16 protein-coding genes, 2 tRNA genes and 1 pseudogene are annotated in these 22,117 nt (G+C 33.9%); 8 read left to right on the top strand and 11 right to left on the bottom strand.

Going from position 1 to position 22,117, the window contains the following annotated elements:
- Positions 1 to 2: 2 nt before the first annotated feature.
- From ACYEKI_RS18750 to ACYEKI_RS18740, 3 genes are all read left to right on the top strand, one after another.
- Positions 3 to 233: a helix-turn-helix transcriptional regulator gene (locus ACYEKI_RS18750; RefSeq protein ID WP_459212746.1), complete on the top strand. Its 231-nt coding sequence runs from the start codon at positions 3 to 5 to the stop codon at positions 231 to 233.
- Between the two features lie 314 nt (positions 234 to 547).
- A complete protein-coding gene (locus ACYEKI_RS18745; RefSeq protein ID WP_459212745.1) occupies positions 548 to 1,015 on the top strand; it encodes a hypothetical protein in 468 nt (155 codons plus the stop codon).
- An 81-nt stretch (positions 1,016 to 1,096) separates the two neighbouring features.
- The gene (locus ACYEKI_RS18740; RefSeq protein ID WP_459212744.1) at positions 1,097 to 1,996 is read left to right on the top strand and encodes a hypothetical protein; all 900 of its coding nucleotides are present in this window, start codon (positions 1,097 to 1,099) and stop codon (positions 1,994 to 1,996) included.
- 545 nt (positions 1,997 to 2,541) lie between these two features.
- Here the strand turns inward: ACYEKI_RS18740 and ACYEKI_RS18735 are convergent.
- The 3 genes from ACYEKI_RS18735 to ACYEKI_RS18725 form a co-directional block, all read right to left on the bottom strand.
- A complete protein-coding gene (locus tag ACYEKI_RS18735; RefSeq protein ID WP_459212743.1) occupies positions 2,542 to 2,967 on the bottom strand; it encodes a hypothetical protein in 426 nt (141 codons plus the stop codon).
- A 1,427-nt stretch (positions 2,968 to 4,394) separates the two neighbouring features.
- Positions 4,395 to 5,732, bottom strand: a complete 1,338-nt coding sequence (locus ACYEKI_RS18730; RefSeq protein WP_459212742.1) for a hypothetical protein — start codon at positions 5,730 to 5,732, stop codon at positions 4,395 to 4,397.
- A gap of 11 nt (positions 5,733 to 5,743) precedes the next feature.
- Positions 5,744 to 5,878, bottom strand: coding sequence for a hypothetical protein (locus ACYEKI_RS18725; protein ID WP_459212741.1), 135 nt, complete (start codon positions 5,876 to 5,878; stop codon positions 5,744 to 5,746).
- Between the two features lie 237 nt (positions 5,879 to 6,115).
- Here ACYEKI_RS18725 and ACYEKI_RS18720 point away from each other — a divergent pair, with 237 nt between their 5' ends.
- From ACYEKI_RS18720 to ACYEKI_RS18710, 3 genes and pseudogenes are all read left to right on the top strand, one after another.
- The gene (locus ACYEKI_RS18720; RefSeq protein ID WP_459212740.1) at positions 6,116 to 6,748 is read left to right on the top strand and encodes a hypothetical protein; all 633 of its coding nucleotides are present in this window, start codon (positions 6,116 to 6,118) and stop codon (positions 6,746 to 6,748) included.
- Positions 6,749 to 6,868: 120 nt separating this feature from the next.
- Entirely contained in the window at positions 6,869 to 7,057 is a 189-nt protein-coding gene (locus ACYEKI_RS18715) for a hypothetical protein (protein ID WP_459212739.1), read from the top strand.
- Positions 7,058 to 7,092: 35 nt separating this feature from the next.
- Positions 7,093 to 7,929: pseudogene (locus ACYEKI_RS18710) on the top strand (recombinase family protein); the annotation flags it as partial.
- A 736-nt stretch (positions 7,930 to 8,665) separates the two neighbouring features.
- Here the strand turns inward: ACYEKI_RS18710 and ACYEKI_RS18705 are convergent.
- From ACYEKI_RS18705 to mutS, 3 genes are all read right to left on the bottom strand, one after another.
- Positions 8,666 to 8,750: transfer RNA gene (locus tag ACYEKI_RS18705), tRNA-Leu, on the bottom strand.
- An 18-nt stretch (positions 8,751 to 8,768) separates the two neighbouring features.
- Positions 8,769 to 8,840 (bottom strand) — tRNA-Gly (locus tag ACYEKI_RS18700).
- A gap of 94 nt (positions 8,841 to 8,934) precedes the next feature.
- Positions 8,935 to 11,526 carry a DNA mismatch repair protein MutS gene (gene mutS / locus ACYEKI_RS18695; protein ID WP_459212774.1) on the bottom strand — a complete coding sequence of 864 codons (2,592 nt, stop codon included), beginning with the start codon at positions 11,524 to 11,526 and terminating at the stop codon, positions 8,935 to 8,937.
- 479 nt (positions 11,527 to 12,005) lie between these two features.
- Here mutS and ACYEKI_RS18690 point away from each other — a divergent pair, with 479 nt between their 5' ends.
- Positions 12,006 to 12,545, top strand: coding sequence for an RNA methyltransferase (locus ACYEKI_RS18690; protein WP_459212738.1), 540 nt, complete (start codon positions 12,006 to 12,008; stop codon positions 12,543 to 12,545).
- 152 nt (positions 12,546 to 12,697) lie between these two features.
- Here the strand turns inward: ACYEKI_RS18690 and ACYEKI_RS18685 are convergent, their stop codons facing one another.
- From ACYEKI_RS18685 to ACYEKI_RS18670, 4 genes are all read right to left on the bottom strand, one after another.
- Positions 12,698 to 13,486 carry a hypothetical protein gene (locus ACYEKI_RS18685; RefSeq protein WP_459212737.1) on the bottom strand — a complete coding sequence of 263 codons (789 nt, stop codon included), beginning with the start codon at positions 13,484 to 13,486 and terminating at the stop codon, positions 12,698 to 12,700.
- A 72-nt stretch (positions 13,487 to 13,558) separates the two neighbouring features.
- On the bottom strand, positions 13,559 to 16,123 hold the full coding sequence (locus tag ACYEKI_RS18680) for a hypothetical protein (RefSeq protein WP_459212736.1): 2,565 nt from the start codon (positions 16,121 to 16,123) through the stop codon (positions 13,559 to 13,561).
- 24 nt (positions 16,124 to 16,147) lie between these two features.
- Complete coding sequence (locus ACYEKI_RS18675) at positions 16,148 to 17,194, bottom strand: hypothetical protein (protein WP_459212735.1); 1,047 nt, start codon at positions 17,192 to 17,194, stop codon at positions 16,148 to 16,150.
- Between the two features lie 35 nt (positions 17,195 to 17,229).
- On the bottom strand, positions 17,230 to 18,891 hold the full coding sequence (locus ACYEKI_RS18670) for a hypothetical protein (protein WP_459212734.1): 1,662 nt from the start codon (positions 18,889 to 18,891) through the stop codon (positions 17,230 to 17,232).
- A 749-nt stretch (positions 18,892 to 19,640) separates the two neighbouring features.
- Here ACYEKI_RS18670 and ACYEKI_RS18665 point away from each other — a divergent pair.
- Positions 19,641 to 20,867: a tyrosine-type recombinase/integrase gene (locus tag ACYEKI_RS18665; RefSeq protein WP_459212733.1), complete on the top strand. Its 1,227-nt coding sequence runs from the start codon at positions 19,641 to 19,643 to the stop codon at positions 20,865 to 20,867.
- 512 nt (positions 20,868 to 21,379) lie between these two features.
- Here ACYEKI_RS18665 and ACYEKI_RS18660 read toward each other — a convergent pair.
- Positions 21,380 to 21,568, bottom strand: coding sequence for a hypothetical protein (locus ACYEKI_RS18660; protein ID WP_459212732.1), 189 nt, complete (start codon positions 21,566 to 21,568; stop codon positions 21,380 to 21,382).
- Positions 21,569 to 22,117: the final 549 nt, after the last annotated feature.

Below are 22,117 nucleotides of genomic sequence, written 5' to 3'. Positions count from 1 at the left end.
ACATGAAATCATCAACACCCCCTTTGCGACTAAGTCGTGAAGAAAAACGTATTGTCCGTTTATTAGCAAAAGGATATACACAAATCGAAATCGCTCTTTATTTAGAACAAAGAGGATTTACACCATCCAGTAAGAGTGCCGTAGAAAAACAATTAAAAAAACTTAGAGATCATACCAAAGCTAAAACTATGTTTCAGTTAGCCTGCATACTCAAAAATCAAGGAATTCTATAAATAAAAAGTTATTTTAAAGTAAAAAACCTTGTGTAATATTCATCAAAACTAATGATTTTCATATATTTAAGTGTATTTTAATCGGGTTAAATACGTTAGTTTCAGTATTTCAAAACTCCCTTAAACACTGAGGTTTAGCATAAAATAGTTATAAAATCACCGAGAACTTCCATAGTAGATATATGGTAAAACCATATCGTAAAAACCACGTTATCAGCTATATTTGTAAAACCAGAGGATTAAAACTACTAACATCAAAACAAACATAAAACCAATTTTAATCAAGCCTAAAAATCAAAAACTACTGAAAAATCATGAAATTTTTTACTATCAAAGACTCTATGCTGATTGTAATCTGTATTGCAATGAGTATATGGTCATGTTCTAAAGATGAAATCACAACTACCACCCAAGAAGCATTAACACCAACAGATTTCTTTTCTAAAATCACCTCTCTAACCACAGAAGACGATGTAGCAGTTTATGTAGATTATCACTGGAATGAAACAGGTGAGTTAATGGTCATAGACAACATCAAACAAGAACAATTATCCATAGTATTAGATATTACTTCAGAAGAAAAAGCATTAGGATCTTCTACAGGAAGATATACCATAGAATGTGAAAATGGAAATAACAGTTGGACAAGAACATGTTCTGGAAGTAATTCTTGTACCATTTTAATTAACCGATGTTTAAAACAAGGAGGATGCGCAACCATTTGTGCTGCACAGATCGTTTATATTCCACAGACTAAATCTTTTTATTTACATAATAATTAGTATTTTACATTACAATATAATGCATTTAAGAGCTCTCTATAAAGAAGGAGGGCTTTTGATTTTTATAAAATAACAGCTATCATGTATCGCCTACTTTTTGTACTTATATTTTTTAACAATTCATTCTTCTTTGCTCAAGACACTAAATTTGTAGTACCAGAGAGTGAGTTTCAACAAATTCGTTTAATCAACAAACTCGAAGAGGAAATTACGACGATACATAACGAACAAAAAGATTGGAAATTAGTACAAACTATTCTAGTTGATGAATTATCTCAAATCAAGCAGATTTCTTTAACACAAATAGAAAAAGTATGGCAACAATATACGGCTGAAGAAATCACCATAGATGAACTAATTGATGAGATTGAAAACGCCTTGAGTTTACGTTCAACCATCAATATAGCCGAGATACATGAAATTGCTCCAAAACACTTTTTATTAAATACAAAAGCGCAATATCCAAAAAGTATAAGTCTTCAAAACAATAGTATTCTTATAGGATTATCGGATAAAGAAGAACAACGAATTCTCAATACGTTTGCTATAGAAAAAATCAAAGCAGATCAACAAAAGGTTATTTCAAGTATTGATAATGCCTTAACAGAAGTACGAAAAAGACTCCTTATACTCCAAAAAGAGGTTGCTGTTATAGAAAGAAATATCATGAGTATTTATGATAAGAAACAAGAAAATAATAGCATTCATAGAATTGCCATTTGGTTTGGAATCCCTGCATTTTGTATTACCATTTTAGTATTGTTTTTAGTTCCCTCATATTGGGCATATAAAAAAGGAAAAGATGCTCCAAAGATTCTTAATAAAAAGACCTTATTAGACGTAGCTACAGTATTTTTATTAACGACAACTATCTTGATTTTAGGATTAGCCAAAATGATTACAGGAGAGGTTCTTGGGACATTATTAGGGGGGATTTCCGGCTATGTTTTAAATCGAACGATAAAAAAGAATAGCAACTAAACTATTGGATATGGTTATAACCAAAGAAATATAAGTCATAAAAAGTTATTTAAAAACAACCTCTTACCTAATCATTGTTATAAAAGCATCTAAGGTTGTATAACTTTTGCTTAAAGCAAAATACGAATGCTCTACTCGTCTCTTATTCTTTAACCAAAACAAAGAAGTATTCATGCCATGCTATTACCCTATAAAAAATGAAGACCTCTAGTGAGGGATACTAGAGGCTCATTCATCAATCAAAAAACGAACAGTATATTATGAAACTGTTGTATTGTTTATGTTAGTTTATAATGATTAGATAAACTAACGGTTAATTTCTTTTTCTTAGCGAATCGTTAGTCGATGTAACATTACACGTATTACATCTTTTTTTATGACTAAAAACTAAGGTATTTTACAATGGATTGACATCTAAGTACAAATGAAATACAACTATGGTTTAAGCATATTTATTTTATGGTTTACATTTAAAAAATAACATGATTTTCTAGAATTGAGAATATCTTTCTTTACAATATCGACTGTATTTTTTGAGGCTTAAACTATTTCAGTTCAAAAATTCTCCTGAAGAGTATCATTACTTTTTCGGAAAAAGTAGCAATCTCTTCCGAACCAGTAATAACAAGGCTTTCCAAAGAATCTGTACTTTTCCCCAGCTCTAGGGAATTTTCTTCCCTAGAGGTAGCATCAACTTTTACAGAAAAAGTGTCAATCTCTCCCGAACCAGTAATAACGTGGCTTTTCAAAGATGCTTCACTTTTCCCCAGCTCTAGGGAATTTTCTTCCCCAGAAATAACAGCAACTTTTTTGGGACAAGTAGCAATCTCTTCCGAACCAGTAATAGTAAGGTTTCCCGAAGAATCTCTACTTTTCCCCAGCTCTAGGGATTTTTCTTCCCCAGAAATAGCACCAACTTTTTCGGGAAAAACACCAACCTCTTCCGAACCAGTAATAGCAAGGCTTTCCAAAGAATCAGTACTTTTTTCCAGCTCTAAGAAATTTTCTGCCTCAGAGATAGCATCAACTTTTTTGGAAAAGTTCCAACCTCTCCCGAACCAGTAATAACATGGCTTTCCAATGATGCTTCACTTTTCTCCAGCTTTAGTAAATTTTCTTCCCCAGAAATAGCATCAACTTTTTCGGGAAAAATGTCAATCTCTCCCGAACCAGTAATATCAAGGCTTCCCGAAGATTCTCTACTTTTCCCCAGCTCTAGGGAATTTTCTCCTCAGAAATAATAGCAACTTTTTCGGGAAAAGTGTCAATTCTTCCGCGATCAGTAATAACAAGGCTTCCCGAAGATTCTCTACTTTTCCCCAGCTCTAGGGATTTTTCTTCCCCAGAAATAGCACCAACTTTTTCGGAAAAAGTTCCAACCTCTCCCGAACCTGTAATAGCAAGGCTTTCCGAAGATTCTCTACTTTTCCCCAGCTCTAGGGAATTTTCTTCCCCAGAAATAATAGCAACTTTTTCAGGAAAAGTATCAATCTCTCCCGAACCAGTAATAACAAGGCTTCCCGAAGATCCTCTACTTTTTCCCAGCTCTATAGAATTTTCTCCTCAGAAATAATAGCAACTTTTTCGGGAAAAGAACCAATCTCTCCCGAACCAGTAATAGCAAGACTTCCCCTTCTACTCTACCATTAAATTCTTTTTAGTTTATAGCTTATCTATAAATGATTTTATATTCTCATAGTTGATGTGCGCACTAAACAACTATGAAAACATCATCAACTTATAAATAATACATTGATGTTCTTATGACCATTTCTTAAAGTTCCTGTATATGAATATACTTCTTGTAGCTTTCCCTTCTACAAGGCATAATAATATTGGCTCTTAAAAAAAGTGCATTTATAACTCTATTTTTTGGAAGTAGGAAGCGCAGGACTTAGCGTCTTCTTTACTTTAGATAAGATTAATTTGTGAAGCTTTCACAAAGAAAACAACAACAGGTCTTAGTTGTTTATTTTCCTCCAATCATGCTAATTACTTTTTATATTGCGTTAAGGTCTTATAACGTTTTTTGTACTATAAAAATTCTTAATTAGACTCCATACACAGGTCTTAGTCTATGGTTAGAGATCATCTTTAGTTTTTCAAAGATATGAAATATCATTTATTTATTTTAACATCAAATAATTTTTTATATGTTTTTTAACAACAAAAACTATTGCATTATCTTATAAATTATGGTTTTACCACAATATAACTTTTAAATAACATCAGGTTTAGCTACCTGATAGTCTCCTTGATTACTTTTGTTTCGAGAAGTTTTTATTAAAATACACCATTCAAAAATTTCCACATAATCTCAAATTAACCAGGGTATTGTTTGAATTACTGTTATATTTAAAGAATTAACCTCTAACATTGTCATTAGAGGTTTTTCTTTTTATGAAGATTCGGGTTGTACTATTTGATACGAGATTTTATAAAACTCCTGTAATAATTCTGGTCGCTTTAGTGTTTTTATAGCTGCTTCACAGCGTTTAAAGCATTCTAATCGTGGAATAGCTTTGCTACTTTCTGCTGTTTCATTACTCTTGAAATAATTCAGTATAGCAAAGAATTTCCGTTGGATGCGTTTGCGCTTTTGATATGCCGAATCTTGATGTACCCATGTTTTTGTTCGTGTAAATCCATTTGGATTTTCTGGATCAAAAAACAAATAGGGTAATTGTACATATCGCACATCAGGGGCTAGATTCACATATCGTCTAACTAGCTCTATCCGTTTGGTATAGACCCCATGTACCTGTGCTAATTTTTCATTAGAGACTGGAGCATACCACTCATACAGGAGTTCTTTTGCGATTTCTTCTTGGGTCATGCTCAAATGCGTCTTTCTGTAGAGTTTCTTTTTTGCCTCCTCCCATAATTTCTCAGCATAGCTTTGCAGGAGTGACTCGCGGGCAGTTTGCCTTTCTATTTTTTTGTCCTGTTCTGACGGCTTATCCTCCCACGAGACAACTTTTTCCTGTACTTTGTTTTTTTGCAGGGCTTTTTCTTGTGTGTTTCCAGTTGTGTATCCTGTTCGCAAACTAGGTCGTAGCGGTAACGGAGTCCGCTCTTGTCCTGTGTATCCTGTTAACCTTTTACTTAAATTTTGAATTTTCTCTATGGGGGTTAATAACTTATTAACCCTTATTATTCTGTTATTTATGTTACTAGTAGTGTTACTAGTATCTGTATGGCGACCTATTGTCGTATTTTTATTTTTAAAACACTGATTATCAGTATACGACAAAAAGTTGTAATCTACTTCGTTTTTTAGCTTATTAACAGGCTTTTCCACAGGGTTATTAACAACCGTTTCTTTATCTAATAGTGTAGCTGCTGTTACTGCTGCTGGCATTTCTGGTAGTTTTAAGGACAATACTTTAGCCGTAAACCATAGCTCAAATGGTGCTTTTGATCCATTCCATTTCTTTTTGGTTATGATTCCTGCTGCTTGTAATCGCACTAGGTGTCTTTGTACAGTTCGTGTACTGGCATGTGTCAGTTTTGCTAATTGCACATTATTGGTACGTAGTGCTGGTAATTCCTCTTTGGTAAACGCCTTTCTTTTATAGGCTTTAGCTAGGGCTATTCCATAGATTTTTAATAACTGTTGTGCTGTTGCGACCATTGCTGGTCGCACTCTTTCCTTGTAATTCGTCTTTTCTTTATTATGCACCGCAACATAACCATCTAACGCTCTTAGCGTATGGGTATAATTCAAATAATACATAGTATTGTATTTTAAGATTCTAGTGAGGCTCTATAGATCGTTGTTGGACGTTTTTTTAATTTCAGAGATCTGTATTTATCTAATTTCTTTTTTAGTTCTTTAAAATTAGATGCAACAGGTTTTCTTTCTATTTTTTGCTTTTCCATTTTATTGCTGTGTTTTTCAATTGAACATATATCAGGCTATACCCTTTTTGGGCATAGTTTAGACTTACTATCGATTTTTGGGAAAGTAATTGATCATCGATTAGAGATCGTAAGTCTTTTGTATTTACAACTTCAAAAATAATTAAAAAATCAATTTAAAAGACAATCTTTTCATTTTTTGTTATTTTTTAACTATCATTGTTATATCAAAATCATGTTCAATTGAATCGTCTAAAAATGAAAAATTGGGATGACCCTACGCTTGTACGCGTCTATGAACGTTTCTTAGAGGCTGCTAAATATGTTATTGCTCATAATAGAAAAGAGGGAAAAGAACCTCATAGTCTTAATGGGCTCGCTATTGAACTTAATCCCACCAATAGAATCTTTATCTCTTTAATGCAAAAGAAATCTAGCGGTGTTCCTTTAAAGTCTTTAGCTCATTTTATTCAGAACTATAACCTGGATGCAAATTATTTCTTTAAAGAAGATGTCTCTTTTTCTGCCGAAGAAGTTATTGCGCCTGAAGTTGAAGCTATTTTAAGAAGAGATCAAGTTCTTAAACTTATCGATAAATTCATGGAGCAACATCAAGATATGGCTCTTGATATCAAACAAGAAGTCTATGCTTATCTTCTTGCTAATGAAAAACTTGTTTTTGGTCGTGAACTCTCAACTGAGTTATCAGATTCTAATACGACCATTCTCGGACTTATTGTACAGCAAATTACTGAAAAAGCTAATCTCCGCAAACAAATGGAAGCTTTGACAGCCAAATGCAATGCCCAACAAGTCGAACTCCAAAATGCGTATCGCATGCAAGGAGAAATGTTTCATAAGTTAAATGATATTATCAATACAAAAACTTAATCTGTTTTATTCTTGATAATTTTCATTTTTATATATTTTTAAACACTAAGACCTGTGTTTACAGTGAAAATCGCTTATCCCTCAGTAAGACCTCTGATTGCTAAGCACTTCTTTCTTTTTATGTCATCTAAAAAATGTACCAATGACTTAAATAATTTTAATATTTTTAATCCTGTTGAGCCTATGACTCCTAAACGTTTAAAAAGTTTTGAAGGTTTAGAACATTATTCTAATCAACAAGCTCAAGAGTTAATTCATCAAATGGAAACTATTGCTAAGGCTATTGTCAGTAGTTTACGTGACACTTAATCTTTATTTCTGCTTAATTATTACAACACTTCTTTATGAACGATTTATCTATTTTTAAACAATTTGCAAAAACGAGTACTCATGATCAAATGCGCTCTAATACCAATGCAGTGATCTATACTAGAGTCTCTACTAAAGAACAAGCTGATAATAACGCTAGTTTAGATACTCAGCGTAAATATTGTGAACTCTTTGCCAAACGCAAAGGGTATACTATAGTTGAATATTTTGGTGGTACTTATGAGTCTGCTCGTAGTGATGAACGTGTGGAGTTTCAACGAATGCTTTCCTATGTAAAACGGCATAAAAATGTCGCCTATATCATTGTCTATTCTTATGATCGTTTTTCTCGTACTGGAGCTAATGGAGCTTCTATCAGTGAACAGTTAAAGAAACAAGGAATTAAAACCCTTTCTGCTACTCAAGAAGTTGACACCTCTACTTCTGCTGGAGCTTTTCAACAAAATCTATATTATATCTTTAGTCAATTTGATAATGAGCTTCGTCGTGATAAAATTGTTACTGGGATTAAGGAAAAACTTCGCAGAGGCTATTGGATGGGTAATGTCCCTATTGGCTATACCAATTTAGGAGCTGGAAAGCACAAAGAACAAAACATTGTAATTAATGAGGATGGTGAATTACTAAAAATTGCTTTTGAGCTAAAGGCTAATCTTGATTTATCCATGGCTGAAATCTCTAGACAGTTAAAAGAAAAAGGGCTTGAATTAACTCCTAAACGCATTGGAGTCATTCTTAGGAATCCTTTTTATTGTGGCTTAATTGTTTCTTCTCACCTCCCAAATGAGGTAATTGAAGGAAAACATCCTCCCCTAGTTTCTAAATCGCTTTTTCTTCGCGTTAATAAGATTGTTAACCGTAATGGTAACTATGGAGTATCACATCATGGTGATGATGAAAATCTGCCGCTTAAACAGTTTATAAAGGCTGCTTCTTGTGGTACGAATTACACAGGCTATCTCGTGAAGAAAAAAGGATTGTATTATTATAAAAATAATCGTCGTGGTAGTAAGGAAAATCGCAGTGCCAAAATCATGCATCAAAAATTTATTGCTGAGCTTCAAAAATATCAATTAGCTGATAAGCGTTTAATTGTTCCTTATCGTGAAATTATTAAAAATGCTTTTGTACAAGAATTTCAATATGAAATTGAGCAAGCTGAAAAAGGACAAAACAAAATTCTAGAGCTACAACAAAAGATTGATCGTCTTGAAGAACGTTATGTTTTTGAAGAAATTTCAAGAGAACAATTTGATAAATTTAAATCTCGTTTGGATTCACAAATTGAGGAATTACATATTGCTGCTGCTAAAAAACCTGTTAATTTATCGAACCTTAACAAATCGATTAATATAGCTTTACATATGTCTCTTAACTTGTCAAAAACGTGGGAGTTAGGAAATCTACCGCTTAAAAAAACTATTCAACATATTGTATTTCCTGAAGGTATTCTATTTGATTATGAAAATGACTGTTATCGAACCTTAAGAGTGAACTCTTTATTTATGCTAATTCCCTCAATCTCAAAGAATACTAGTGAAAATAAAAAAGGGAAAGATCCTATCTCTAATGATCTTTCCCTTTCAGTACTGAAGGCGGGACTTGAACCCGCACGACCTAAATGGTCATTGGATTTTAAGTCCAACGTGTCTACCAATTCCACCACTTCAGCGTGTTAGTGCGTACTCAGAGCGAAAGACGGGATTTGAACCCGCGACCCTCACCTTGGCAAGGTGATGCTCTACCCCTGAGCTACTTTCGCATTCTTTGTATGAACGAGCAATCGTGATTGCGGATGCAAAGATAGAACATTTCTACGTTCTACAAAGCTTTTTCAAGAAAAAAATTAAAAAAATTTACGCTTTAACCCCTTTCTTCCTGATTAACATACGTTTAATCTCATTTAATTTCATCAATGCTTCTACTGGAGTTAAGGTATCTATGTCTGTATGTAGTATTTCTTCTTTGATTTCTTCTAATAAAGGATCATCAAGATTGAAGAAACTCAATTGCATTTCGTCATCTTCTTGTACATCTTTTATCTTTTCGGCTAGTTCGTCACTACTATGTGATTTTTCTAACTTCTTTAACATCTTATTTGCGCGATGTATTACTTGCTGTGGCATTCCTGCCATCTTTGCTACATGAATCCCAAAACTGTGTTCACTTCCTCCTGGAACTAACTTACGCAAGAATAATACGGTATCTTTAAGTTCTTTTACCGCTACATTATAATTCTTGATTCGCCCAAAGGTTTCACACATCTCATTTAATTCATGATAGTGCGTTGCAAATAGTGTTTTAGGTCTTGTAGGATGTTCATGCAAAAATTCACTTATTGCCCATGCTATCGAAATCCCATCATACGTACTCGTTCCTCTACCTATTTCATCTAGTAAAACCAGACTTCGATCAGAGATATTATTCAAGATACTTGCCGTTTCATTCATCTCGACCATAAAGGTTGATTCTCCCATAGAGATATTATCACTCGCTCCTACACGTGTAAAAATCTTATCTACAATACCCACTCTAGCACTATCGGCTGGAACAAAACATCCCATTTGCGCTAGCAATACAATCAAAGCTGTTTGTCTTAGTATCGCCGATTTACCACTCATATTAGGTCCTGTGATCATAATCATCTGTTGGCGATCTCTATCCAAAAAAACATCGTTTGCGATGTATTCTTCTCCTATAGGCAACTGTTTTTCGATTACAGGATGGCGACCATTTTTAATTTCTAAGTCATAACTCTCTTCAATTACTGGTCGTACATAGCGATTTTCTACCGCTAGTTGTGCAAACGATCCTAAACAATCTAGCTGCCCTATCAATCCTGCATTAAGCTGTACTGGTTGGATATATTCGTTCATCCATGTAATTAAATCAGCAAAGATTTGCTGCTCTAGTATCAGTATTTTTTCTTCTGCTCCTAGAATCTTAGCTTCGTATTCTTTTAACTCTTCGGTGATATAGCGTTCTGCACTTACTAGAGTTTGTTTACGAATCCATGTATCGGGTACTTTATCTTTATGTGTATTACGTACTTCTATATAGTATCCAAATACATTATTAGATGCTATTTTAAGTGATGTAATTCCTGTTTCTTCCATTTCTCGTTCTAGCATCTTATCTAAGTAATCTTTCCCAGAAAAAGCTATCGAACGCAATTCATCTAGTTCTTCTATAACACCGCTTGCAATACTATTTCCTTTAAGGATATTAACTGGAGCTTCTTCATTAAGTGTAGCTGTAATTTTTTGACGTAACAACTCACAATCATGTAGTGTATCTCCTATTATTTTTAAGGCTTCATTACCACTTTGTAATGCTGCTGCTTTAATAGGTACTATCGCTTCTAGAGAGTTTTTTAATTGTATCACTTCTCTAGGGTTTACTTTTCCTGTAGCTACTTTAGAAATTAAACGTTCTAAATCCCCTATCTGCTTGATGTGCTGCTGTACTTCTTGATGCAATCCTGTATTATCCAAAAAGTACTGTACCACCTCGTGTCGCTTATGTATGCTTACAGCATTTTTTAAAGGTAATGCTAACCATCTTTTAAGCAAACGACCTCCCATAGGCGAAATCGTTTTATCAATCACGTCTAATAAAGTTACTGCATTATTAGATACCGAGTGATATAATTCTAGGTTACGAATCGTAAAACGATCCATCCAGATATATTCATCCTCTGCAATGCGATTAATACGAGTGATGTGTTGTAGTTTATGGTGTTGTGTTTCGCCCAAATAATGTAACACTACTCCTGCAGCAATGATTCCTTCTTGTAGGTGTGCTATCCCAAATCCTTTAAGCGAACTCGTCTCAAAGTGTGTATTTAAAGTCTCCTCTGCATAATCTGCTTTAAACACCCAATCTTCAAGAAAAAACGTATGAAAATCTTCTCCAAAATCTTTAAAAAACGTTTGTTTCTTTTGCTTAACAATTAAGATTTCGCTTGGCGCGAAATTTTGTAATAACTTATCGATATAAGCTTCGTCTCCTTGAGTTGTTAAGAACTCTCCCGTAGACACGTCTAGAAAAGCCACACCCAATTGTTTCTTTCCATAATGTACTGCGCATAAAAAATTGTTATTCTTACTTTGTAGTACCTCATCATTAAGTGCAACTCCTGGTGTTACCAATTCTGTTACACCTCGCTTTACGATAGTTTTGGTTTGTTTAGGATCTTCTAATTGATCACAAATCGCTACACGTTCTCCTGCTTTAACAAGCTTAGGCAAATAAGTATTTAAGGAGTGATGCGGAAAACCTGCTAGTTCTGTTTCTCCTTCTGTTCCTGCTCCTTTTTTGGTCAAAATGATATTGAGAATCTCTGCTGTCTTTATTGCATCTTGTCCAAAAGTTTCATAAAAATCTCCTACCCTAAATAGTAGCAATGCATCTGGATATTTGGCTTTGATGCTATTGTATTGCTTCATTAATGGGGTTTCCTTCTTTGCTTTTTTAGCTTTTTTTGCAGTCAATGGTAATCAATTTTTTATCAGCTGCTAAAATAATCATTCTATTTCCGTTTTTGAAATTGTTTAAGAGTTCTTTTAGTCATCGCCTTATCTCATTTCAAATTTTACGCTATACTTTCGATAGACCAATTGATAACTAATGAATATCGAATGTAGCTTAACGAGTTTTAATTTTAGATTTATACTTATCACAGGGCTTGTCTGGTCATGGAGCTTGTCTGGTCATCGAGCTTGTCTGGTCATCGAGCTTGTCGAGATGACAGCACTCAAAAACTACCTAACTAACCAATTTCACAACAAAAAACCTTTTAAATTATAGATTCAATCTCACTCATCTCTCATCGCTAATCACTCGTCACTTATACAAAAACACAACAATTAGTCTTGATCTCAAAAAAACTATAGTCCTACTCAATAGTTTTTATATTTTTGCGGCTATGGATAAGAACAGAAAATTAAAGAATAGCGAACTTAATCGTATTACGGTAGACGAATTTAAGGCTACTGCCAAAACGCCTATCATTGTGATTCTTGATAATATTAGAAGTCTTAATAATATAGGTTCTGTATTTCGTACTTCTGATGCTTTTCTAATCCAGAAAATATACCTCTGTGGTATCACTGCGACACCGCCTCATAAAGATATCCAGAAAACTGCGTTAGGTGCAACCGATACTGTTGTATGGGAACATGTAGAAGATAGCATTGCACTCGTTGATGCATTACAAAAAGACGGAGTTCAAGTTCTTGCTATCGAGCAAGCCGAAGATGCCGTAATGCTTCAAGACCTTAAACCTCAACCAGATACTACTTATGCTGTAGTTTTTGGTAACGAAGTTAAAGGGGTTCAACAAGCTATTGTTTCTTCAAGTGATGCGGTAATCGAAATCCCCCAATACGGTACAAAACATTCTCTTAACATTTCTGTAAGTGCTGGTGTAGTCTTATGGGATTTGTTTAGTAAACTAAAGTTTTAAGTTTTTTTATTAAGTGACGAGTGATTAGTAATGAGTTGATTAGTTTTCGTTAAACAGTTTATCTAAAGAAAACTAAACAAAAGAAATTGTCATATCTATCGTAATACATATTCCGACTTTCGATAAAAATCGAATTAAGAATAACCCAAAAACTATATTACCTCTATGGGATCATAACTCAACTGCTGCATTTCTTTATAATTAGCAGGAAATGTCTTATCAAGGATATATGTAAAATAAATCGTCATCACGGGATTTTCTTGATGTACTACGGTATCAAATCCTATATTTTTAAACGGTAATTGAGCAAATGTTTTTAATTGTTCATATACAGTTTTACATACTAATGGTTGTATAGCCTGTAATACCCATTTAAATTGTGGTCGTGATGGAAACGAAAGGTATACTTCTTTCTTCTGTCCTTCAAATTCTTGAGTCCATATCCCATAAAACTTATAAAATTCCTCTCCTGTCGTTATAGCTTTTAAAAATGGCTGCAATGTTTTATGAATACGTGTGGTATTTGCTGCTATTTTCCCTGTATTTTGATAGTGATAATAACATTGATCATAACTTGTTTTGGTTTGCCAGCGATAAGCATGAATAAAGTTTTGCTCTGTTTCATGAATAAACAAACATTTAGGTATATGGGATTCTTCTGGTATTCTCAAACCTTGATACATGGCTGTTTTATGAGTTGTTTGTTGTAGTGCTAGTATTGATTCTGGACACTGGAGTTCTTGTAAACAATTGTATACACTTTGATATACTTTTAAATCAGGTCTAGGATATACATATACAGTAGGCTTATATCGCACTTGCACGGTCTCGGCAGTTAACTGTATAGACCATTCCATGATATGTTTTTGCCCCTTATCATAAAGCCGCTGTAAAACAGAAAAAGAAGAAGATGTTGTGGTTGGTGCTATTATTTCTTTCATTTTTAATGCTTTTAATTTCCAAAAAACATATCCAGTAGCATCACACTACTGGATAGTATTTTATAAGGAGTATTACCAATGATCCCAATGGCTCACCGCTCCCCATATTTTATCTGCGGCATCTTTAAATGCGCCTCCTATACTTTCAAAAGCATCTTTTACTGCATCTTCTGAGTATTGTGCTGCTATCATTACATTTTTCACATCTTTTGGATCTAATTCAAAGACATCATGTAACGCTTCTGCTGTAGCTTTTGCTCCTATGCCTATACCTTTAAAAGCATCTGCCACTACTTGATCTGTAGCACCAAAACCTGCTTCCATCGCTTTGGCAATTTGTGTTGCAGAATAGTTATAAGCGCTACCAATACCCGAAGCTATATCTGTTGCCGTATATCCTACCGAGTTCATAATCGATGCGGTTTCTGTAGCTGTTTTATTATAGGCTTCTTTTAATCCTTTGGCTACATCTGTTACGCCATGGATAACAGCATCTTTAACATATCCAGCCCATTTTTGTGCTTCTTGAATAAAATCGGCAAAAATATCTTTGGCATGAGCCACTATATATGCTCCTATAGCAGATATTACCTCTGTAATTTTACTAATATCAATAGCAGCTTCAAAAGGACCAAAATGTAAATGTGCCCCTTCAAATTTAAATGCTCCTTGTATGGCAAATTTGATTGCTGCTGTAGAAGTACTTATTGCAAACTTTACTGAACAAGCTGTATCTAGGTGAATCGATCCTAAACTAAATCCTGCTATAGTAGGTAATGGTACATTGATATCTATACCATAAGAAAAGTTACCAGAAAAATTATGATAATCTTTTAACACACAAGACATTTTGGTCTGTAGTACTGCGCCATAATCCAGTTCAAAAGCAATACCATTATTACTTATCGATGCATCAATTTTTTCGTTTACCAAATCAAACAAACTTATTTTTGCATCCATTGTAAAATATGGTGATGATGATGTACTTATGGTCATTTCTGGTCCTCCAGCAGTAATCAATTGCTTGGTTGTGGCTTCTTTTATTGCTTTTTGATCAGCAGCTGTTTTCGGGATGGTATTATTAGGTACTGCATTACCATTAATTTCTTTTATAGTTACTCCTTTACCATCACCTGATATAGTTAATAAATTTCCAAAAGCTAGTTTGCTCATGGTAATGGTTCCATGTATCCCAGTATTCATATCTATTTCTAGATAGCCATAAAACTTTAAACCAAATACATTCATATATCCACTAAAACCATATCCCATAGGTGCTAGAGAACCATCTGGCAGGATTACAGGTTCCATAGGATTTTCTGCCCAACGGAAGGATAACTGTTCAAAAGTCACAGGTATATCTATATCTACTGTTGTATTGGTAAACAGTGTAATCACTTCGCTTAAATCCAACTTAGGAACATAAAAGGCAAGGTATAATGGATTAGGCACCTCATCTTCCATCTCACATATAATCGCAAACTTATCGTCTGTTAATGCTACTTGTCCTTGATTACCTATATGAAATGTTCCTTCTAATCCTATTGCAAAACCAGCAGGTTCAAAGATTAATCCCATACCTATCCCAAAAGAGTCAAAGTGCAATCCTTTTATTCCTGGTGGTGTTAATAGCGTAGACGAATTACCAGTGAGTTCTACTCCTATCTCAGCTTCTACATTGTCTATTGTCATCGCAATGTTTGCGTCAATAGTAGGGCTATTAAAAATGTTAAACGGGATGGTTGCTTTAATCTCAAATACTACAAACTTAAACAATGGGTTTAAGGTCAATAGCATGGTTGGTTTTTCGATAGAAAAGGCTTTATTCTTTGTTATCGGAATCTCAATTTCATCTAACCCAAAGGTTAAACAGGTTACTCCTGTAGACAAGCCATCATTATAAATAAACTCAATAGCAAAGTTAATAGTAGGTTCTGGTAAAAAGGATAGTATATGTGCTAGTACGCCATCTGCAAAGGTGACATTATTGATGTTGAGTTCTCCTCCTACTTTAACAGCCTCGCTGGTTTCTGAGCAATGTACATGAGAAAGGGTTACATCGGGTATACTCGATGGCCAATCAAATCCCATATATGTTGCTAGCGTACTTAAACTATATTCTTGTTCTTGTGGTGGTTTATCTATGGTTTTAGGGGTACGTGCCAGTGCTACTACAGCCAGCATATACGAGATAAACGTTACCGTATTATAGTCTTCTGTTTTTTGAAAAAATTGATTTACCTCTTGAGCAGATGCTTTACCATGTTGTATCAAACGCTGAAATTGTACTACCGTTGCATTAGTAGGTGAATCTTGAATGAGTTTTAAAAATGCTTCTGTACAATCCATTACATCAACTGCTACTTGAGTAATGGTAAACGTTTCTGGACTCATTCCTATCGAAAACTCTCGCGTAATGGGTTTGTTATCGGTATCAAAAATAATATAGGTAGAAATAGGCCCATGTATAGGTGTAAAAGTATGTTCTTCACCAGCTGCTACAGTGGTGATAGCCGTCAATGTCCCAAAATAATTAGCGACACTTTTATCTTGCTCATCATTTTGAAAGGCATCGTAAATCACGATACCTTTCTTTAATGAGTTCTTTATAGTAATCTTAGGATACGTAGTACTCATAGAATTTGATTTCTAAACATTAATTTATACCGTTTCGGTTTCTGCAATTCCTATACTTTCTTCGTATTCATTAATCGTTTTTGCCTTTTCTGCATTTGCATATTCTGTATCGATATTCTCCCATCGTTCACTATCTGCCTGTGCTGTTTTTACCGCTGCATCAGACTGTTCTACTTGATTCTTTAATGCTTCATACGATTTTGACTCTACTGCTTCTACCTGTGTATTTAATGCCGTTTTTGACTTGGCAAGATTTGCAATAGCTTCTTTGATTCCCTCGCCAGATGTAGAGGCTTTTTGCGCTGCTTCGATTTTTGCATTTAAATCCAGTGCTGCCTTTTCTAGATTTTGATTAGGAATCAACATTCCCTCTTCTATCTGTGTCTTGATTTCTGTAAGTAATTTATTTACGTCTTCTAGTGCTGTATCAAGAGAGGCTTTGGATGGCTGAATTTCGTTGGTTTTGATGGTCGAAATCTGTTCTTTAAGTTTTGCCAGTAAATCATTGTCTGTAATATCTTTAAAATCTTTACCTACGATACTTCCTACTTTTGTCTTTAAGGCTGTAGCCAAATCTGTTCCACTAGCATTTGCAGCGGTAAGGTTTACACCTCCGCCTTTAATCACGGCATCATTTGCTATCAAACTCAAATGCTTAGGCGCTATGTCTTCTGGTAGGTTAGGCTCTTCGGTTATTTTATTGCCTTTGTGAATAAACGTTGAATCGTTAAACACATTAGACGAGGTATCGTATGTATTTAATCCTTTGCTAGGTGTGGTTTGCAAAGCTTTGCCATCAAAACAAAGTTGTCCTTCTTTATTAATACTCCATTTTGCTGGTTGAGAAGAACGTACTGTAGGGTCGTTGCTAAAGCCTACATATCTTTTTGATTTAAAAAAAGCTCCTGTATCCCCTTGGTCTCCTCCAGAAGAAGAAGGTGATCTCCCTAATTCTAAACGGATGCGTACAAATTTTTGTGATACGGTATCAAACTGATAATATGATGAGAATTTTGTACTCCCTTCTGTAAAAGATCCTTTTGATGGATCTGTATACCATGTAATAATCATTTGTTTTGGGTTTTAAAAGTGTGTGATTTATTTTTTTATACTGCTGCTTCAAAAGATTCTATAGGTTCTGTTTCTGCAAAATCTCCGTCTTCGTTAAAACCAGAATCGTTTGTTTCGTTTTCTATTTCGTTATCATATTCTTTTTGAGCTTCGTCAAGTGAATTAGATTCTTCTGAAGCATTTTTTACCGTATCGGCAGATTTTTCTAGAGATTCACTTTCCCATTGCTCCATACTATTACCGTTCTCTTTTATCGTGGTCTCGATATTTTCTGCGGCAGTATTCATTTCTTTATTTGCTGCACTTAAATCTCCATCATTGATTTTTTGCTGTACATCTGTAAACGAATTATTAAGATCACTTACCGCTTCTTCATAATTTGTTGTAGGTGTTAATCCATCTTGTAATTGCTCTGTAATTTCGCTTTGGATATCTGTCATGGTATTATTCATACTCTCTGTCATTATATTTTCTTGTAAGGATTCAGAGATATCAGAATAATTACTAGCAATATCAGAAGCATCACTATTAAATGTGGATTCTTTGGCTGTAGCCTCATTTACGATATCCTCGTTAGGTGTAGCATCTATAGTTTTTTCTTCTTTTTCGAACTCTTCTTTGGATTTCGCTTTTTCTTTTTTGGACGTGATTTTATCCTTTGCAGATGTGAACATTTTTTTTCCAAAATCTCCTAGCATCAATAACCCCACGATCAGTCCTACGCTTTGACACAGCTTGTTAAATCCTGCATCAAACGATGACTCTTTGCTTTTGTTTGCTGGCTTTTCTGGTAATTGTCTCGCTGTTTGAGAAGACACTACTTCTTTACCTGCTATTGTACCTGTTACTGTAGGGCCAGAGATATAACTAGATACTGGTACGCCATCTTTCATACTGGTCTGGATCACATTCATCCATACTGGAGTTAGGCTAACAGATACGTCTTGTCCTGGATTGCTATCGACCATAGTACCGTCGCCATTCATGATAATGGTTGTGGTTTGTGGGTTTGATGCATAGACTGGATTTCCTTTTGAATCTTCTGTACACATCTTAAGGATCGCCGTATTTTCTGTAGCTGTAGATACAATATTCATCGTTGCTACCAATACGGGTACATATCCTTGTGGCGCTGGGTTAGGTGCTTTTTCATACAGGTAATATGGGCCTTGCCATCCAGAGGTAAACATCTGTAACCACGTCATTACCGCATTCCAAGAGCTTAGCGTACATGATTTAAAGTTTTTTGTTCCTGCAAAGAATTGATTTACTTTATCTACGCTCCCTTCTTTTAAGGCTGCATACAAATTCTTGGTCAATGCCGAGTTAGGGTTTGCCATAGCAAATCTGTGAAATAAGAACGACTGTACCATCGCATCCTCATCTGTAGATGCTACAGTATACTCTATTGGTGGTGGGGTACCAAAAGAGAATTGCACTGCCGACATTATTTTAATAGGAAACTGATGAAAGTAAAAATCATTAAGCTTAGTGATTTTTCCTGTATACATCGCTTGCAATTGTGAGGCTAATCTAATCGTTTGTACCTCTTGAGTTTCTCCGGCAGCTAGTGTTGTTAGCTTAGTGTAAGTGTACGGCTTAGTTTCTCCATTTGTAGCAGGATTAAACACATCATATACATCTATAGCATATGACAACGAGTTGGTAATTTTTACCAACGGATTGTTTTGTGACATAATTTAGTGTGATTATAGAATTAATTAATATTTACTAAGTAATAGTGTTTTATAATCCTTTTTTTATCAATGAGATGAACAATAGATTTCTTAATCTTATAGATGATATCTTATTTTTTTACTGCATTGTATAGTTTATGTTGATATCGTTCTACCGTATTTTTGATACACTAAACTACGTAGTTCTTATACTTTTTTGTCTGCGTGCAATCCCCCTATCTTTTGTCTTTTTACCGTAGGGTTATTTTATAATTATTTAGTAAGTTATGGTTGAAGAAATAGCTTGGTTAGCTTTTTTGTGAAACTAGCATTTTTGCTTTATGGGATTAGCCTTCGACAGACTCAGGCTACGAGTTTGATTTAAGAAGAATTCATCGACAAGCTGGTCAATGAATGTTGAATAATGAATGTCGAATACAGAGTTAAGATTATCGATAGTTGATTTAGATTAATTCGATCGCGGAGTCGAAGTAACGAATTTCACTCAAAACTAACCAATTTATTATTATTCATTTATCACTCAAAAAACATTTTAGACTTATTAAGCTTATTCTTTTTCCCATTGCCGCAAAAAGAATAAATATGTATTGAGATACACAAAAAAGCGCTTAAACACTGATAAAACAAGGAAACACACCTTTATAGAAACTTCAAAGAATTCATTAGAATGTATGTGATTTCATTATTTTTTTAATAGATATTTAATATTAGATTGCCCGTTTTATAATTCATCAAACAACAAACATTTTATGGCAACTCTTAAAATTCTATTGTACAAAAGTAACAAAAACAAACATGGTCAATTTTCCTTTGCTTTAAGAATTACCAAAGATGGTAAACCTAAATATATCCATATCGAATGGCTAGAGGAAAAATACTGGAATGCTAAAAAAAGTGAAGTTCGCCGTTCTCATCCTTTTGCCGAAAATCTAAATTCACTTGCAAAACAAAAACACGCTTTAGCTCAAAAAATCATCACCGAGCATAATATCGAAAATAGAGTTCTAGATATTGATACTTTAGTTAAACGTGTTAAAAACAATCGCGTTAATGTTTCTTTTTTTGATGTATCTAATGAACAGGTAGAAACCTTGTTAAAAAGAGAAGAATTTGCAACTCATATTGATAACGATTGTAATAATAAAAGATTCAAAAAATATATTAGAAATGAAGATATAGGTTTTCATGAAATTCAACCAAAACTTATCAAAGATTTTATAGCTTATTTAGAAATGAACGATTATAAAAAAAGTGTCATCAAATCCAATCTTTCTTACATTCGTAAAATCTTCAATATTGCCATTAGAGATAAAGTTATTCCTAGAGATTGCTATCCTTTTGGTACAACGTATAAATATAAGATCAAAGGAGAATCTCCTAATCGCATTGGATTAGTTGAAGATGAATTAATACGTTTTGCTACCGTTGAAATCCCATATATGAAAACTCGTTGGCTTACTCAACAATGTTTTCTATTTTCTTTTTATTTAGCAGGTATACGTGTTTCTGATGTTATCAAAATGAAATGGAATGTTATTCATGATGGTCGTTTATATTATGAAATGGGTAAAAATCAAAAAAGAGACTCTTTACAAATACCAGAAGAAGCGTTTATAATTCTAGAGCATCTTAAGCCTTTAAAGACAAGCCATGATGATTATATATTTCCTTTCCTTAAAGGAATTGATCCTAAAAACAAAAAAGCTATATATCAAAAAATCAAATCAACAAAAAACCTTATGAACTATCATCTAAAAATCATTGGTAAAAAAGCTGGAATCGAAAAAAACGTCAGTTGTCATATTGCTAGGCATACTTTTGGTACTATTGCTGGAAATAAAATATCGATGAGAAGTTTACAAAAACTTTATCGTCATTCTGATATTAATGTTACTATGGGTTATCAACGTTATTTTGACCATTCTGCTACAGATAAAGCCCTACAAGATGTTGTTAGTTTCTCTAATGTCTCTTAAAAAACATCATCCCTTAGAGATTATCTAGGGGATATTTTTTTAGTATTAATTGCCCTAAAGCAATCATAACTTTTCTTAGTTTTTATTAGGATTGAAAAAATGTATCTTTGTTAACATGAGAATAGTAGTTACTAACTGTTTTTTTAATCCTATTCTTTATAGAAATCATAGGTTTTATAAGGGTTTATCCCTTTTAAAAACAGTGTTACGTTGGGAGTAACCTCACTTTGGATGGTATTCACAACTCTTTGATTTGTCTGATATAATATGCCATGGTTGGGAGTAACCTCACTTTGGATGGTATTCACAACGAAAGAATCTAAGTGCATATCAATTACTGTGTTGGGAGTAACCTCACTTTGGATGGTATTCGCAACGACAAGAAGTAAAAATGTAGAATGTAAAATATCGAAGTTTAAAGTGATTTTGTATTAATGATTTGTCCTTGAGTTATACTATTTACTCATCACTAATTACTTATTACTTGATATTGATGGTATTCACAACTAGTGTTAAAATCTACCGATTCTACCCCCGTTGGTAGTAGTCTCATTTTGGAAGGCATTCACAACTACGTTAAAGGTATCGGTACCTGTTTTTGAGTTGGGAGTAACCTCACTTTGGATGGTATTCACAACTTTATGATCTCCGTAATGAAATTGAATACTGTTGGGAGTAACCTCACTTTGGAAGGTATTCACAACGTCCTTGTGAAAATTGAAGGTATTCTTCCGTTGGGAGTAACCTCATTTTGGATGGTAGTCACAACGACAAGAAGTAATAAGGTAGAATGTCAAAGTTTAAAGTGATTTTATATCGATGATCTTGAGTTACACTCTATACTCATCACTAATTACTTATTACTTGATATTGATGGTATTCACAACTTAATTACAGAATGGATTTTCCTACCTGGTCTTGGGAGTAACCTCACTTTGGATGGTAGTCACAACGACAAGAAGTAAGAATACCGAATGTAAAATATCGAAGTTTAAAGTGATTTTGTCTTAACGATTTGATCTTGAGTTATACTCTTTACTCATCACTAATTACTAATTACTTATTACTTATTACTTATTACTTGATATTGATGGTATTCTCAACGGTAAAATCTAATAAGATAGAATATCAAAGATTAAAGTGACCGTTATACTTTTTAACTGTTTACTTGGAATAATAACCATATATTTTACCTGTATATCACCGTAAGGATTTGGTTAAATTTTGTAGCTTTAGTTTTCTAATCAATT

The sequence above is a fragment of the Aquimarina rhabdastrellae genome, from assembly GCA_947387485.1.
In the GTDB taxonomy this organism is placed as follows: domain Bacteria; phylum Bacteroidota; class Bacteroidia; order Flavobacteriales; family Flavobacteriaceae; genus Aquimarina.
Note: the sequence above shows the minus strand (reverse complement) of the source record. Positions and strands in the feature narration are given on the sequence as shown.

What these genes read in the sequence shown, in the direction of transcription:
- mutS (WP_459212774.1), bottom strand. Translation starts at nt 11,526, where the DNA reads ATGAAGCAATACAATAGCATCAAAGCCAAATATCCAGATGCATTGCTA.
- ACYEKI_RS18745 (WP_459212745.1), top strand. Translation starts at nt 548, where the DNA reads ATGAAATTTTTTACTATCAAAGACTCTATGCTGATTGTAATCTGTATT.
- ACYEKI_RS18680 (WP_459212736.1), bottom strand. Translation starts at nt 16,123, where the DNA reads ATGAGTACTACGTATCCTAAGATTACTATAAAGAACTCATTAAAGAAA.
- ACYEKI_RS18690 (WP_459212738.1), top strand. Translation starts at nt 12,006, where the DNA reads ATGGATAAGAACAGAAAATTAAAGAATAGCGAACTTAATCGTATTACG.
- ACYEKI_RS18670 (WP_459212734.1), bottom strand. Translation starts at nt 18,891, where the DNA reads ATGTCACAAAACAATCCGTTGGTAAAAATTACCAACTCGTTGTCATAT.
- ACYEKI_RS18685 (WP_459212737.1), bottom strand. Translation starts at nt 13,486, where the DNA reads ATGAAAGAAATAATAGCACCAACCACAACATCTTCTTCTTTTTCTGTT.
- ACYEKI_RS18725 (WP_459212741.1), bottom strand. Translation starts at nt 5,878, where the DNA reads ATGGAAAAGCAAAAAATAGAAAGAAAACCTGTTGCATCTAATTTTAAA.
- ACYEKI_RS18720 (WP_459212740.1), top strand. Translation starts at nt 6,116, where the DNA reads ATGAAAAATTGGGATGACCCTACGCTTGTACGCGTCTATGAACGTTTC.
- ACYEKI_RS18740 (WP_459212744.1), top strand. Translation starts at nt 1,097, where the DNA reads ATGTATCGCCTACTTTTTGTACTTATATTTTTTAACAATTCATTCTTC.
- ACYEKI_RS18665 (WP_459212733.1), top strand. Translation starts at nt 19,641, where the DNA reads ATGGCAACTCTTAAAATTCTATTGTACAAAAGTAACAAAAACAAACAT.
- ACYEKI_RS18750 (WP_459212746.1), top strand. Translation starts at nt 3, where the DNA reads ATGAAATCATCAACACCCCCTTTGCGACTAAGTCGTGAAGAAAAACGT.
- ACYEKI_RS18730 (WP_459212742.1), bottom strand. Translation starts at nt 5,732, where the DNA reads ATGTATTATTTGAATTATACCCATACGCTAAGAGCGTTAGATGGTTAT.
- ACYEKI_RS18715 (WP_459212739.1), top strand. Translation starts at nt 6,869, where the DNA reads ATGTCATCTAAAAAATGTACCAATGACTTAAATAATTTTAATATTTTT.
- ACYEKI_RS18675 (WP_459212735.1), bottom strand. Translation starts at nt 17,194, where the DNA reads ATGATTATTACATGGTATACAGATCCATCAAAAGGATCTTTTACAGAA.